Annotated in this window: 16 protein-coding genes; 6 read left to right on the top strand and 10 right to left on the bottom strand. The window is 63.0% G+C overall.

The annotated features are described in order from the left end of the window. The first annotated feature begins 37 nt into the window (after positions 1 to 37). The 3 genes from VQ575_RS12680 (at position 38) to VQ575_RS12670 (ending at position 3,380) form a co-directional block, all read left to right on the top strand. Entirely contained in the window at positions 38 to 718 is a 681-nt protein-coding gene (locus VQ575_RS12680) for a murein L,D-transpeptidase catalytic domain family protein (protein ID WP_325919881.1), read from the top strand. A 109-nt stretch (positions 719 to 827) separates the two neighbouring features. Continuing rightward, on the top strand, positions 828 to 1,781 hold the full coding sequence (locus VQ575_RS12675) for a class I SAM-dependent methyltransferase (protein ID WP_325919802.1): 954 nt from the start codon (positions 828 to 830) through the stop codon (positions 1,779 to 1,781). A 147-nt stretch (positions 1,782 to 1,928) separates the two neighbouring features. Next, positions 1,929 to 3,380 (top strand): MFS transporter, encoded by a 1,452-nt coding sequence (locus tag VQ575_RS12670; RefSeq protein WP_045156049.1) that lies wholly within the window; start codon positions 1,929 to 1,931, stop codon positions 3,378 to 3,380. Positions 3,381 to 3,444: 64 nt separating this feature from the next. Here VQ575_RS12670 and VQ575_RS12665 read toward each other — a convergent pair whose 3' ends face one another. The 9 genes from VQ575_RS12665 to VQ575_RS12625 form a co-directional block, all read right to left on the bottom strand. Next, entirely contained in the window at positions 3,445 to 3,771 is a 327-nt protein-coding gene (locus tag VQ575_RS12665) for a four-helix bundle copper-binding protein (RefSeq protein ID WP_325919801.1), read from the bottom strand. A 152-nt stretch (positions 3,772 to 3,923) separates the two neighbouring features. Further along, positions 3,924 to 4,526 (bottom strand): LysE family translocator, encoded by a 603-nt coding sequence (locus VQ575_RS12660; RefSeq protein WP_045156050.1) that lies wholly within the window; start codon positions 4,524 to 4,526, stop codon positions 3,924 to 3,926. A gap of 54 nt (positions 4,527 to 4,580) precedes the next feature. Further along, positions 4,581 to 5,417, bottom strand: a complete 837-nt coding sequence (locus VQ575_RS12655; protein ID WP_045156051.1) for an AraC family transcriptional regulator — start codon at positions 5,415 to 5,417, stop codon at positions 4,581 to 4,583. 101 nt (positions 5,418 to 5,518) lie between these two features. After that, positions 5,519 to 5,944 (bottom strand): GlcG/HbpS family heme-binding protein, encoded by a 426-nt coding sequence (locus tag VQ575_RS12650; protein ID WP_039588380.1) that lies wholly within the window; start codon positions 5,942 to 5,944, stop codon positions 5,519 to 5,521. 65 nt (positions 5,945 to 6,009) lie between these two features. Then, on the bottom strand, positions 6,010 to 6,786 hold the full coding sequence (locus VQ575_RS12645) for an ABC transporter substrate-binding protein (protein WP_039588791.1): 777 nt from the start codon (positions 6,784 to 6,786) through the stop codon (positions 6,010 to 6,012). A 159-nt stretch (positions 6,787 to 6,945) separates the two neighbouring features. Continuing rightward, positions 6,946 to 7,296 (bottom strand): RidA family protein, encoded by a 351-nt coding sequence (locus tag VQ575_RS12640; protein WP_045156052.1) that lies wholly within the window; start codon positions 7,294 to 7,296, stop codon positions 6,946 to 6,948. Then, on the bottom strand, positions 7,293 to 8,666 hold the full coding sequence (locus VQ575_RS12635) for an FAD/NAD(P)-binding oxidoreductase (RefSeq protein ID WP_325919800.1): 1,374 nt from the start codon (positions 8,664 to 8,666) through the stop codon (positions 7,293 to 7,295). Before VQ575_RS12635 ends, VQ575_RS12640 begins: the two co-directional genes overlap by 4 nt. Beyond that, positions 8,659 to 8,988: a (2Fe-2S)-binding protein gene (locus VQ575_RS12630; protein ID WP_325919799.1), complete on the bottom strand. Its 330-nt coding sequence runs from the start codon at positions 8,986 to 8,988 to the stop codon at positions 8,659 to 8,661. The genes VQ575_RS12635 and VQ575_RS12630 overlap by 8 nt, the downstream gene beginning before the upstream one ends. Further along, positions 8,978 to 10,102: an NAD(P)/FAD-dependent oxidoreductase gene (locus tag VQ575_RS12625; RefSeq protein ID WP_039588376.1), complete on the bottom strand. Its 1,125-nt coding sequence runs from the start codon at positions 10,100 to 10,102 to the stop codon at positions 8,978 to 8,980. Before VQ575_RS12625 ends, VQ575_RS12630 begins: the two co-directional genes overlap by 11 nt. 156 nt (positions 10,103 to 10,258) lie before the next feature. Between VQ575_RS12625 and VQ575_RS12620 the strand changes: the two genes are divergently transcribed. From VQ575_RS12620 to VQ575_RS12610, 3 genes are all read left to right on the top strand, one after another. Beyond that, positions 10,259 to 11,164: a LysR substrate-binding domain-containing protein gene (locus VQ575_RS12620; protein WP_039588375.1), complete on the top strand. Its 906-nt coding sequence runs from the start codon at positions 10,259 to 10,261 to the stop codon at positions 11,162 to 11,164. A gap of 126 nt (positions 11,165 to 11,290) precedes the next feature. Continuing rightward, positions 11,291 to 12,376 (top strand): aromatic ring-hydroxylating oxygenase subunit alpha, encoded by a 1,086-nt coding sequence (locus VQ575_RS12615; RefSeq protein WP_039588374.1) that lies wholly within the window; start codon positions 11,291 to 11,293, stop codon positions 12,374 to 12,376. Continuing rightward, positions 12,373 to 13,323 carry a PDR/VanB family oxidoreductase gene (locus VQ575_RS12610; protein ID WP_325919797.1) on the top strand — a complete coding sequence of 317 codons (951 nt, stop codon included), beginning with the start codon at positions 12,373 to 12,375 and terminating at the stop codon, positions 13,321 to 13,323. The genes VQ575_RS12615 and VQ575_RS12610 overlap by 4 nt, the downstream gene beginning before the upstream one ends. Before the next feature lie 31 nt (positions 13,324 to 13,354). Here the strand turns inward: VQ575_RS12610 and VQ575_RS12605 are convergent, their stop codons facing one another. Then, entirely contained in the window at positions 13,355 to 14,068 is a 714-nt protein-coding gene (locus tag VQ575_RS12605) for a GntR family transcriptional regulator (RefSeq protein WP_039588372.1), read from the bottom strand. Positions 14,069 to 14,130: the final 62 nt, after the last annotated feature.

Below are 14,130 nucleotides of genomic sequence, written 5' to 3'. Positions count from 1 at the left end.
ACCGGTATCGGCCTTCTTGCGTCGACTCTGCCTGGTCATGACGGGCTTTGGCACTCTGTGCAGCCCGGCGTTGGCCGAAAAACTCAAGCCCCAGCCTCTTTACAACAGCCTCGCCCACGCCGCGCCGGAACTCAATCCCCAAGCGCTGAAAAGTGCCCTGAGTGCGATGCAGTGCGCAGTTGCCAACGGCGCTCGACAAGCCCGCCACCTGGCCGTGATCGACTATTCGCAACCGTCCACGGCCCGTCGGCTGTGGATCTTCGATCTGCGTCAAAAGAAGCTGGTCTTGCGCGACCTGGTGGCCCATGGGCAGAAATCCGGGGAAAACTTCGCCACGCAATTCTCCAATCGCCTGGGCAGCTATCAGTCCAGCCTGGGCTTGTTCCGCACCCAGGAAAGCTACCAGGGCGCCCACGGCTATTCGCTGCGCATGGATGGCTTGGAACCTGGGTTCAACGACCTGGCCCGGGACCGGGCGATCGTGATCCACGCTGCCGATTACGTGAATCCGCTGTGGAGTGTGCGCCAGGGTCGCATCGGCCGCAGCCTGGGCTGTCCCGCCGTGCGTCCGCAAGTGGCGCGGCAAGTGATCGACAAGCTCAAGGGCGGGCAGTTCATGTTTTCCTGGTACCCCGACCCGGCGTGGCTCAAGCGCTCGGCCTATCTCAATTGCCAGCCGCAACAAGTGGCGAGCATCCTGGCGACAAGCGGCGGCTAGCAGCACCTTTGTGACGAGGGAGTCCCCGACGCTGCGCTATCAAGGGATTGCACCAGGTTCGCCGGTGGTTAAAATGCCGGCCTTTCGAGTCGCTGGCGTTTTTTTCCTGATGAACCCTCAAGCCCTTCAAACCTTGCACAGCCACTTGTTGACGGCGCTGGCATCGGCACCCGACGAAACCCGTCGCCTGTTCCACGGGCGCGGGCGCTGCTGGCCGGGCCTGGAACAGGTCACCGTCGACTGGCTGCAAGGTGTAGTGCTGGTCGCGTTGTTCAAGGAGCCGGAGGCGGCACACCTGGAGGATTTACTGTCGATGCTCCAAGCCCTGGCCGCCTCGCCCACTTGGCAACACAGCGGTGCACAAACCCTGGCCTTGCAGCATCGATACTTGCCCGACAGTCTCACCCAATGGCTGGTGGGCGAGCCGATCGATGAATGGACGCTGACCGAAGGTGGCCTGCGCTACCGGATCGACCTGGGCAAAAAGCAGAACAACGGCCTGTTCCTCGACATGCGCTACGGGCGCGACTGGGTGCGGGCCAATGCCGGTGGCAAGCGCGTGCTTAACCTGTTCGCCTACACCTGCGGCTTTTCCGTGGCGGCCATCGCCGGCGGTGCGCAGCACGTGGTCAACCTGGACATGTCTCGCGCGGCCTTGAGCCGTGGGCGCGACAATCATCGTTTGAATGGCCATGACTTGGGCCAAGTGACTTTCCTCGGCCACGACTTGTTCAAGTCCTGGGGCAAGGTCATCAACAGCGGCCCCTACGATCTTGTCATCATCGATCCGCCCACTTTCCAGAAAGGCAGCTTCCTGCTGACCAAGGATTACCAGCGCGTACTGCGCCGCCTGCCGGAGCTGCTGAGCGCCCACGGCACGGTCCTGGCCTGCAGCAACGACCCGGCCACCGGACCGGACTTCCTCATCGACGGCGTCATGCGTGAAGCGCCTGGGCTGACATTCGAAGCGCGGTTGGAAAATCCTCCGGAATTTCCAGACGCCGATCCGGCCTGTGGCCTCAAGGCCCTGGTGTTCAAACGCCAGGACCCGGCTCTTGGATAGCCTTGTGCGCGCTCCCTGAGAATTACAAATTTCCTCTACTTGGCGAATCGTCTCGCGACTAGACTGTCTCGCGGCGCCAGCAACGCGAACCGATTGGGTCGCGCTTGCGGCAGCCCCGAAACCGGACTGTTCAAGGATCGAAGAACCATGTCGCAATCACCTCCCCCTGACCCGCGCCAGCGCTGGCGTGCCTTGATCGTCTTGTGCCTGGGCGTGCTGATGATCGTGCTCGACGGAACGGTGGTCAACGTCGCCCTGCCGTCGATCAAGGACAGCCTGCAATTCGACGACGCCGACCTGGCGTGGGTCGTCAACGCCTATTTATTGACCTTTGGCGGCTTCCTGCTGCTGGGTGGCCGCCTGGGCGACCTGTATGGCCATCGGCGCCTGTTCACCCTTGGCTTGGCGGCGTTCACGCTCGCATCGCTGGCCTGCGGCATGGCGCCGTCGCAAGCCTGGCTCATCATCGCCCGGGCCATCCAGGGGCTTGGCGGAGCGGTGGTCACGGCGGTGGCCTTGTCGTTGATCATGGATCTGTTCACCGAGCCTGGCGAACGCGCGCGGGCAATGGGCGTTTACAGTTTCGTCTGCGCGGCGGGCGGCAGCATTGGCGTGTTGCTGGGTGGTTTGCTCACTGACCTGCTGAGCTGGCATTGGATCTTCCTGGTCAACCTGCCTGTAGGCCTGGTCGTCTTGGCCCTGTCCCTGAAATTGTTGCCGGCCGTGCACGCCGAAGGCAGTGGGCAGCTGGACGTTGCCGGCGCCGTGACTGCGACGGTTTCGCTGATGGTCGCGGTGTATGCCGTGGTCAATGGCAACGAACAAGGCTGGACGTCTCTCCACACGCTGGGCCTGCTGGCAGCCTCGGCCTTGTTGATGCTGGGCTTCATCGTCATCGAACGCCGGATTGTCCATCCCTTGATCCCGATGGGCCTGTTTCGCCTGCATAACCTGCGCACCGCCAACCTGCTCGCAGTGCTCTGGGCCGCGTCGATGTTCGCCTGGTTTTTCCTGTCGGCGCTCTACATGCAGTTAGTGCTGGGCTATACGCCGATGCAGGTAGGATTATCGTTCCTGCCGGCCAACGTGATCATGGCGATTTTCTCCCTGGGCCTGTCGGCGCGACTGGTGATGCGCTACGGCATCCGGACGCCGCTGGCGCTGGGCCTGTTACTCGCCGCCATCGGCCTGGCGTTGTTTGCACGGGCACCGCTGGACGGCCAATTCATCGGCGACATCCTGCCGGGCATGTTGCTACTGGGCTTGGGGGCGGGAATGGCGTTCAACCCGATGTTGCTGGCTGCGATGAGCGAAGTGGAACCCAAGGATTCCGGCTTGGCCTCAGGCGTGGTCAACACGTCGTTCATGATGGGCGGGTCGGTGGGCCTGGCGGTGCTGGCAAGCATAGCCGCGTACCGGACCAAGACGGCCGCGCCCGAGCTTGCGCCGCTGGTGGCACTCAATGATGGGTATCAGGTGGCGTTCCTGATCGGTGCGATGTTTGCGCTGGCTGCGGCGATACTGGCGCGATTTCTGCTGCGAAGCACCGCGATGGGACAGCAGGCGAAAGTCGACTCCGCCGCCCATCCGGCCCCTTGAAAGCCCAGGGCTTTAACGACAGGCATCAAACGATGCCTGTCGTTTAAGCCGGTCCAGTTCAATCTCAGGCAGCCATCCTTTCACACGCCTCGGCACAGGACCGGCATGCCTTGGCACAATCCTGGCAATGACCCGCTTCGTGCCCGGCACACTCCTCGCCACAGGCTCGGCAGATGCTCGCGCAGACAATACAAAGATCGGCGGCGACCCGACTGTCACGCTGCATCAATGTCGCCGCCAGGCGGCACAGGTCGGCGCAGTCGCGGTCCAGCTCGATGCAACGCGCCATTATCTGGACGTTTTCTTCTTGCAGGCAAGCGCTGGCGCAGGCCTCACAGGTCATGGCGCAGGCCAGGCATTCGTCGATGCAGGCTTGATAACGTTGGTTCATGGCACTCTCCTTTTTCGAAGGTCGAGAAAATGGCATACCGCCTTTTCAGGGCAGGTATAAGAGTGCGACTCGCCGCGCGCGCCTGGGGTTTCGAAAGAAAAATTACATTTTCGTCAGCCAGGAAATACCGCGGCTCCTGCTGCGGTGCATGGCTATACCAGCAACGTCAACCACGCCGACACCAGCAGCAACACCGCCATGACACGGTTGAAGCGCCCCATCGCCACGGCGGAACGGCAGAACCTTGCGGCGCCGCGCCCCAGGTAGGCCCAGGCGGTCATGCAAGGAATGGAAATCGCGAAAAATGCAAGGGACAGCCAGAGCACCTGCGCCGTACGGTCCGCCTCGGCACCGGCGAATACGCTGACCACCGCCAAGGCCATCATCCACGTCTTCGGGTTCACCAGTTGCAATCCGGCAGCTCCGGCCAGGCCAAGCCGCGGGCCTTCAACCGGTCGGTCCGGGTCGATGGCTTCGGCCGGTGCGCTGAAAATCTGCCAGGCCATCCAGCTCAGCCAGGCGATGCCGGCCCAGGACAATGCCGTTTGGATGGTCGCATGCCGGGCCAATACATCCCCCAGCCCAGTGCCCACCAACAGCACCAACAACGCAGCGGCCGCGCAAGCGCCGAGGATGATCGGCCAGGTGGTCGCCAGGCCGAAGCGCGAGCTGTGGCTCAGCACCAGGATATTGGTCGGCCCAGGGGTGATGGAGGCGACAAAGGCAAACAGGGCAAACGGCAGCAACTGGTCCATGGAGCAATTTCTCGGTGGGTGATCGTAGGACCGATCATCCCGATGCTGACATGCTCAGTCTGGAACAATTGAGCAGCGCTTGCGGTAGTCCGCGGGGCTCATGCGATAGGCACGCTGGAACCAGCGGCCCAGGTGACTCTGGTCGGCAAAACCAAGCATGGCGGCCACCGCCACGGCACTTTCGCCACGGGCCAGCAAGCGCCGCGCCCGGGCCAGGCGCAGTTGGATCAGGTAAGCATGGGGCGCCAGGCCGAAAGCGGCCTTGAATGCGCGGCTCAGGCGAAAGCGATCGACACCGGTAGCCCGCGCCAAATCGTCCAGGCCGATGTCTTCACTCAGGTGGCTGTGCAGGTAGTCGCGGGCCTGCTGTGCAACCAGCGGCAGCCGCGGGTCGGGATTGATCCGCGCACGCCAGTGCAGGTGTTGGGTGAGGTTGGACAGCAGCGTGTCAAGTGCGGTCTGGCGGACGATCAGGATGTCCTGCTCATGCAGGCTCTGGAAGGCCGTGGCGGTGGCGCGCGCCAGTTGTACGTCGTCATTCAGAGTGGCGGCGAAACCCAATTGGGCGTTGTCCGGTGCTTCTTCGAACAGCGAGCGCAGCTCGCGCTCCAGCCAGTGTGGTTCGAGGTACAAGGTGCGGTAGGTAAAGCCCTGTTCGTGAGGTGCGTTTCCGTCATGCAGCTCGCCGGGCTCGAGCAGGAACACTTTGCCCGGCGTGCTGTTATGTTGCTGGCGGCGGCAATGGAACTGCTGCACCCCCTGCTCCGTCACGCCCACCAGGTAGGCATCGTGCCAATGCGGATCGTAGGCATGGCCCTCGAAATGCGCGCGCACGGTCTCGATACCGGACGAGGCGTCCTGCTTGAGATCGATCCAATTGCGCGCTGTCATGCCTTACCCGTCTAGTCGATGTGCTCTGGCAGATTAACTGCTGCCCAAGCGCCTGTCTGGAAGATTTGTGCAGATTGAGGGGGCTCATCGGGTGCCCCGCATCACGCATCCGGCGTAATCACCGGCAGCACGGTCTCCACCGCCAACCGCGCCAGTTCCGCATCCTCTTCAGCCTTCACGCCGGAAACCCCGATGGCACCGATGCACTGGCCATCGTGGCGGATCGTCACGCCGCCCTCAAGCATGCCTTGCAGGTGCGGAGCGCTCAGGAAGGCCAGGCGACCGCCGTTGATCATGTCTTCAAAGGCCTTGCTGTCACGCCGCCCCATGGCCGCGGTGCGGGCTTTTTCGGTGGCGATGTAGGTCGACAACGGCGAGGCATCGTCCAGGCGCAACAGCCCCAGGGGATGCCCGCCATCGTCTACCACGCAGATCGATACCGCCCATTGACGCTGGTGAGCCAGTTCCTTGGCAGCGACCAGCAGCTGGGCAACGTCCTGCTCCGTGAGTACCGCTTTGGTTTTCATGAATCACTCCGTGTCATGGAACATGAGGCCAGGGGCGGCACCCGCTGGCCATGGAAAGTGCCTGATTATTCGCCGTAGATATCGAAATCGAAATACTTCTGGCGAATCCGGTCGTAGGTGCCATTGGCGCGAAGGGTTGCCAGGGCCTGGTTGAAGCGGCTCGCCAACGGGTCGTTCTTGCGCACGGCGATGCCAATGCCGGTGCCGAAGTATTGTTCTTCGACGAAATTCGGCCCGACAAATTCAAAATCCTTGCCTTCCGGACGCTTGAGCAAGCTTTCGTCGATTACCACGGAGCTGGCCATCGTCGCGTCCAGGCGACCGCCCAACAGGTCGAGAAAAATCTCATTCTGCGAACCATAGCGGATTACCTCGGCGCCGGCCGGGACAAATTTGTCAGTGACGTAGCGATCGAAGTTGGTGGCCCGCTGCACGCCGATCCGCTTGCCCTTGAGCTGTGCGGGGATTTCGTTGATGCCGCTGCCCTTGCGGAACACCAGGCGCGCCGGGATACGGTAGTAGCGGTCGGTAAAGTCGACCGATTTCATCCGCTCCGGGGTGATCGACATGGAGGAAATCACCGCGTCGACCTTCTTCACCTTGAGCGCCGGGATCAAACCGTCGAACTCCTGCTCTTTCCAGTCGCAGCGAACCTTCATCTCGGCGCACAGGGCCTGGCCGATATCGTAGTCAAATCCAACGATAGCGTTGTCCGGGGTTTTCGAGGCGAACGGCGGATACGCCGCTTCGATGCCGATGCGCAATGAGTTTTCCGCAGCGTGCAGGTTGGCGCCGAGCGCCAGCAACGAGACGAAACCCAGCTTGAGTGCGATGCGTTTGATGTTCATTCATTAGCTCCGGATGCGATGTTATTGAGTTCGGACGCTCGGCGAAAAGTCGTCCGTTATGGCAGCAGCAACGTGAACAAGCGCAGGCGACGGCTCTGGTGGTCGTCTTGCCCGGTAACGGCAGAACAGCGGTCCGGCGGTGCTATGCCGGTGCTATACCGCCGCGGTGACGATGAGCTCCAGCAGGATCTGCGGATCATCGAAAGCCACTTGTGCGGTGGCGCGCGCCGGGGTGTTCGCGACGTCGACCCACTCACTCCACAGCGCATTCATTTCGGCAAAGTCACGGCCCATGTCTTTCATCCAGATCTGCACGCTGAGCAGGCGACGCCTGTCTGTGCCCGACGCGGCGAGCAATTCGTCGACCCGTTGCAGCACTTGGCGCGTCTGGCCGCCGATGTCCTGGCTGCAGTCGGCGGCGACGATGCCGCTGAGCCAGGCCACGCCGTTGTGCACGACGCTGCGGCTCAAGCGTGGGTTGCTTTCGATACGTTGGATGTTCATGACAGTTCCTCCGGTGAGTGGCGTTCGCCGGCCAGTTGCGCCAGCGTGATGGGTTTGAGGGGCGGACGAATGCGGTAGTAGCCCACCTCGGCGGGCGGCACGCGACGATGGGCGGCGATGATCTGGGTAACACTCAAGCCGCACTGGCGGCCCTGGCACGGCCCCATGCCGCAGCGGCCGAAGGCCTTGGTCTGGTTGGGCCCCAGGCAGCCGAGGTCGACATAGCGGCGGATATCACCAGCGCTGACCTCTTCGCAGCGGCAGACCATGACGTCATCGGCGGGAACGCAGTGCTCTGCCGGAGGCCGATAAAGGGCATCGATCAACGGCCGCGCGGCGCGAGCGCGGCGCAGCGCCTTCCGGACGCCATGTGCCTGCCCGTGACGTCCGGCGATGGCCAGCGCCGCCAGTTGCCCTTCAAGCCGCGCAACCTTGGCGCCACCAATGGCCCCACCGTCACCGGCGATGAAGATCCCAGCGGCGCTGCTTTCACCAAAACCATTGCGGCGCGGGACCCAGCACAACTGCGACGCGCTCCAGTCATGTTCCAGGCGCAGCGAGCGGCTGATCTGTGTATGCGGGACCACGCCCTGGTGCAACAGAATCAACTCGGCGGGCACCCGGTGATGCTGCCCCTCGCTGTCGAAGCTCAAGGCCCTGGCCCGATCCGCGCCCTCGATGCGCAGGTGAGCGGCACCGCGAAAATGGCGGATGCCGGCACGCTTCAATTCAACCAAGAGCCTCGCGCCCTTGAGCAAGTCGCGCCAACCCTGCAACGCGCCAGGAATCGCACGCCAGGCCTTGAGCAAATCACGTCGGTGGCTGGTATCGACGAGCGCGTCGATGACGATACCCGCCCGCAGGTACTGCACCGCCAGCAAATAAAACAGCGGACCGCAGCCTGCCAGGACCACCGGACCCGCCGGCACCATCGCCGAGCTTTTGAGCAGGATTTGCCCCGCGCCGGCGGTCATGACGCCGGGCAAGGTCCAGCCGGGGATCGGCATCGGACGTTCAAGGGCGCCCGTGGCGATCAACAAATGTCGCCCCTGGAGAATGCGTGCCTGGCCTTCGACCAGGTAGTGGACCTCACGCTGCGGCGTTACCTGCCAGATCGCCGCGTTGGGTAGATAGCGTGCGCCACAGCCCATGAAATCCGCCGCCAGTTCAGCGCCCGCGTAGTAGTCCTCGCCCAGCACGGCACGGCTGCGACCATCGGCTTGAAGGACCTGGCGATAAATCTGCCCGCCGGGACTGGCCTGCTCATCCAGCACCACCACGGACAGCCCCTGGGAGCGGGCTTCGAGCGCCGCGCTCATGCCGGCCGGGCCGGCACCGATGATGATCAGGTCGATCGCAACGTTACTCATCATTCGCCTCCCCAATCGGCATCAGGGCCGCAGCGCCACACTGACGGCGCACGCGCATGCCCGCACGCACGGGCACCAGGCAGGATTGGACGCTTGCCTGGTCGTCGACCTGCACCAGGCATTCGAAGCACACGCCCATCATGCAATATGGCGCCGCGGGCCGGCCGCTGATCGCGCTTTCGCGGGTATGGCGCACGCCGCTGGCGAGCAACGCCGCTGCCAGGGACACGTGGGCCGGCACGCTCAACGGCTGGCCGTCGAATTCGATCAATACGTTGTGCTGCGCGGCGGCCAAAGGCCGGAAAAGGCGGTCAGCCGACATGGCGCATCTCCATGGAGGAATTGAAGCGGTGCAGGCCGAATGGCTTCACGGCGGGGTCGTCGAAGTCACCAGCGATCCAGGGGGCCAGGCGCAGGGCATGAACGGCGGCCAACGTCACACCGCTGTGGCAGCTCACAACCGACAGCCCCGGGCAGACCTGGGACATCTCGTAGATCGGAAACCCGTCGGCGCTCATCACCCGCAACGCCCCCCAGGCCCGCACCAGCCGTACGTCACCCAGCAGTGGGAAACACTGCACGGCCCGCCGGGCAATGGCGGCCATGACCCGGCTGCCGGTGCCATCGTCGAAACCGGCCGACTCGTGGGAATCGCCCAGTTGCACCGTGCCTTCATCGGTCTGGCGCACGTAAGTGGTGGGGTATTCCAGGAAGGGCTGGAGGCGTTCGGTCACCAGGATCTGCCCACGGTTCGGTTGCACCGGTACATCCAGGCCAACCTGTTCGCCCAAGCTCCGGTTGCCCAGGCCCGCGGCCAGGACCACCTGCCGGGCCGACCAGCGTTGATCGCCGGCCTGTAATCGAAACCCGCTGGCATCGGGTTCGATCGCCTCGACGCGGTGACCATTGATCACCTTCACACCACGGGCCTGGCATGCCGCGTAAAGGGAGCGCAGCAGCTTCAACGGGTTCACATGGCCGTCCATGGGCGAGAAGCAACCGCCCACGACATCGGGCCCGATGCCGGGCAGGCGATTGCGCAGTTGCACCGGATCCAGCAGCTCGTAGGGGTAATCACCGTCAAGGGCTTCGCGCAGCCAGCCCAGGCGCGCCGCCTCCTCGGCCATTTCCGCATCGCTCAGGCACAGTTGGAAACCACCCGCCTGGCGCAGATGGATATCGATCCCGGTATCGGCGTGCAGCGCGGCAGCAAACCGTGGCCACAGCGCCACCGAATCACGGGTCCATTGCGCATAGGGGCTCATCCCATAGCCCTTGCCCTGCACCCACAGCAAACCGAAGTTGCCCCGGGCGGCACGAATGGCGTCGTCTCCCTCGTCGAGCACGCTCACCTGGCGTCCGAGCAAGGCCAGGCCATAAGCGATGGACATACCCACCAGGCCACCGCCCACGATGATGACATCAGTTTTTTGCATGGCTGCTCTGTGCTCTGCATAGCCGTCATGTCTCGGTAGATGCCCCGACATCTCGGCTTGATGAGTTGATGGAGCAAATCCTAGGACGCTGACACGGCCATGAAAAATGCTTTATTTTGGACATCCCATGTCTTTTTGTTATGGATAGGTAAGCTTATGAACCTTCGCCAGCTGGAAGCCTTTCGCGCAGTGATCCTGGGCCAGACAGTGACCCGCGCCGCCGAAATGCTGCACATCTCCCAGCCCGCCGCGACCCGGCTGATCGCCAGCCTGGAAGAAGACATCGGTTTCAGCCTGTTCGACCGCATCAAGGGCCGGCTGCAACCCACCGCCGAAGCCATGACGCTGTATCAAGAGGTGCAGCGCTCGCTGTTAGGCGTTGAGCGCATCGCGCGTACCGCCCAGGACATCCGCAACCTCAAGCGCGGATCGCTGCACATCGCCTGTGCGCCGGCGATGGGCTTGTCGTTCCTGCCGCGAGCCATCGCTGCGTTCATGGCCGAGCATGACCAGGTGCAGATTTCCCTGGTGGTGCAATCTTCCCGGGAAGTCGTGGACCTGGTGGTGGGCCAACGCTGCGACTTGGGCTTGATCGTGCTGCCCAACACCTATCCGAGTCCCCGCGCCGAAAAACTGCTGGCGACGCGGATGCTCTGCGCCCTGCCCGCCGGCCATCGCCTGGTGGATCGCGCGACGGTCTTCCCGGAAGACCTGCAAGGCGAGCGGTTCATTTCCTATCCGCAGTCCATCGGCTCTCGCCAACACATCGACGCGATCTTCGCCGCTCATGGCGTGGAACGTGAGCTGCGGCTGGAGACGCAGCTCTCCCAGCCCATGTGCACCTTCGTCGAGCAGGGCCTTGGCGTTGCGCTGGTGGACGCCATCAGTGCGGTCGAATACCGGGGCGACGGCATCGTCTTTCGCGCCTTCGAGCCGGCGATCGAAATGGACTTCAGCATGCTGCTGCCGATCCAGGGCCCCTTGTCGAAATTGCAGGCCTGTTTCCTGGAGCACATGCAGCGGTTCATCGAGGTGCAGGTGCCGGCGGCTTATCGCTTTTAGCCCACCCAATGGATCCATTGGTTGTGGCCAGTCATCAGAAGATCCACCAAAACCGTTGACAAGCAAATTAGTTAAGAGAGTTAATGGATCCACAGATAAAAACAAAACCAGCCTGGAGATCCGCTCATGTACCCCAAGAACACCTGGTACGTTGCCTGCACGCCTGATGAAATCGCCGACAAGCCGCTGGGTCGACAGATCTGTGGCGAGAAAATGGTTTTCTACCGCGGGCATGGCGGCGAGGTCGCGGCGGTCGAGGATTTCTGCCCGCACCGTGGCGCCCCGCTCTCGCTGGGTTACGTCGACAATGGCAACCTGGTGTGTGGCTATCACGGCCTGGTGATGGGTGGCGATGGCAGGACCGTCGAAATGCCCGGCCAACGAGTGCGCGGGTTTCCCTGCAACAAGACCTTCGCCGTGCAGGAACGCCACGGCTTTATCTGGGTCTGGCCGGGTGAACAGGCGCAGGCCGACCCGGCGCTGATCCCGCATTTGGAATGGGCGCAAAGTGACGAATGGGCGTATGGCGGCGGCTTGTTCCACATCCACTGCGACTATCGCCTGATGATCGATAACCTGATGGACCTGACCCACGAAACCTATGTGCATGCGTCGAGCATCGGTCAGAAGGAAATTGACGAGGCGCCCCCGGTGACCACGGTCGAAGGCGACGAAGTCGTGACCGCCCGGCACATGGAGAACATCATGGCCCCACCGTTCTGGCGCATGGCGCTGCGGGGCAACAACCTGGCCGATGATGTGCCGGTGGATCGCTGGCAAATCTGCCGCTTCACCCCCCCCAGCCATGTGCTGATCGAAGTTGGCGTGGCCCATTGCGGCCACGGCGGTTATCACGCCGCGCCGCAGTACAAGGCGTCGAGCATCGTGGTGGATTTCATCACTCCGGAAACCGAGACGTCCATCTGGTACTTCTGGGGCATGGCCCGGCACTTCCAACCCCGGGACGAAGCACTCACCGCCAGCATCCGCGAAGGCCAGGGCAAGATTTTCAGTGAAGACCTGGAGATGCTCGAACGCCAGCAGCGCAACCTGCTGGACCATCCACAACGCAACCTGCTCAAGCTCAATATCGACGCCGGCGGCGTGCAATCGCGGCGGGTGCTGGAGCGTTGGATCGCCCGGGAACGCGAGCAAGAGGCGGCGTTGATTGCCAGCACGCGCCAGCCGCAACACGCGGAGCAACGGCCATGATCGAAGTCCACGTCACCGCGCGCAACAGCGAAGCCCTGGACATCTGCAGCTACGAGCTGGCGTCGGTCGATGGCCAACCACTCCCGGCCTTTACAGCCGGTGCCCATATCGATGTGCATTTGCCCGATGGGCTGGTTCGTCAATATTCATTGTGCAATCACCCCGAGGAGCGGCATCGCTACCTCATCGGCGTGCTCAGGGATCCCGCTTCACGGGGAGGCTCGCGCAGCCTGCATGAGCAGATCCAGCCAGGCATGCGCCTGCTCATCAGCGAACCACGCAACCTCTTTACGCTTGCCCCGCAGGCTAGCCGCAGCCTGCTGTTTGCGGGCGGTATCGGCATCACGCCGATCCTGTGCATGGCAGAACACCTGGCCCAGAGCGGCGCTGCGTTTGCCTTGCATTACTGCGCCCGGTCCAGGGATCGCGCGGCTTTTGTGGAGCGTTTGCAGCAATCGCCTTATGCCGACCGGGTGTTTTTGCACTTCGATGAAGAACCCGCCACGGCGCTGGATGCCGCGCGGGTATTGGCCTCGTCCGACCAGGATCAGCACTTATACGTGTGTGGACCCGGTGGTTTCATGCAACACATCCTCGACACCGCCAAGGCCCAAGGCTGGCAGGAATCCAACTTGCACCGCGAATACTTCGCCGCCGCCCCCGCCGACACCAGCGCCGATGGCCGCTTTTCGGTGAAGCTTGCCCGCAGTGGTCAGGTATTCGAAGTACCGGCGGACATGAGCGTGGTCCAAGTCTTGGAAAGTCACGGCGTCGAGGTTCCGATTTCGTGCGAACAAGGCATATGCGGCACGTGCCTGACCCGTGTGCTGGAAGGCGTGCCGGACCATCGGGACATGTTCCTGACCGAGGCCGAGCAAGCCTGCAACGACCAGTTCACGCCGTGCTGTTCGAGGTCCAGGACGCCGTTGTTGGTGTTGGATCTCTGAGCCCGGCAGCCTCCGACAGGATATGTACGCCTTAGTCAGATCGCAGGATCACCTTCATCCGCTCATCCGCCAATGTCGAGCCAAACACTTCGGCGTAGCGCAGGGTGGCGTTGGCATGCTCGCGCATGATCGCCTCGGCACGGGCGCCCTGGCGATTGACCAGTGCATCGAATACCGAGTGATGCTGCATGTGGGCGTAGTTGAAACGGCGGTACTCGCCGGCCATGTTCTGGCGATCGACCGCCAGGGCGGTGACAGAGGCGAATGGCAGATGATCGTTGCGCGCCAGGGCGTCGGCGATGGCCGGGTTGTGGCTGCCTTCGACGATCACGTGGTGAAAGCGCATGTTGAGGTCGTGGTAGACCTCCAGGTCTTCTTCGGTCACATAGCCCTTGGCGAACAGTTCGTCGCCTTGCACCAGGCACAGTTCGAGCGCGCGACGAGCCTCTTCGGACAACCCCCGTTCGGCCGTTTGCCGCGCCGCCAGCCCTTCGAGCACGCCACGGACTTCCACCGCACCGGCAATTTCATCGGCACTGACGGAGCGCACCTGGAAACCACGCCCGCCAAAACGCACCAGCAGCCCTTCCTGCTCCAGGGTGCGAAACGCCATGCGCACCGGCATGCGCGAGACGCCGAACAACTGCGCGGTGGGAATCTCCATCAGGCGCTCGCCGGCCGCCAGTTCGCCTGAAGCGATCATTCGACGCAACGCGACCAGCACCGTTTGGCCGGGCTTACTCATTCAGGGGATATCCAGGGAAGAGAGAGCCGCCATAGTAGTTGCAATCATATCCGGGAGCGAGC

Source organism: Pseudomonas frederiksbergensis, from assembly GCF_035751725.1.
GTDB lineage: Bacteria > Pseudomonadota > Gammaproteobacteria > Pseudomonadales > Pseudomonadaceae > Aquipseudomonas > Aquipseudomonas frederiksbergensis_A.
The sequence above is the reverse complement of the archived record's forward strand: the minus strand, read 5'-3'. Positions and strand labels throughout refer to the sequence as shown.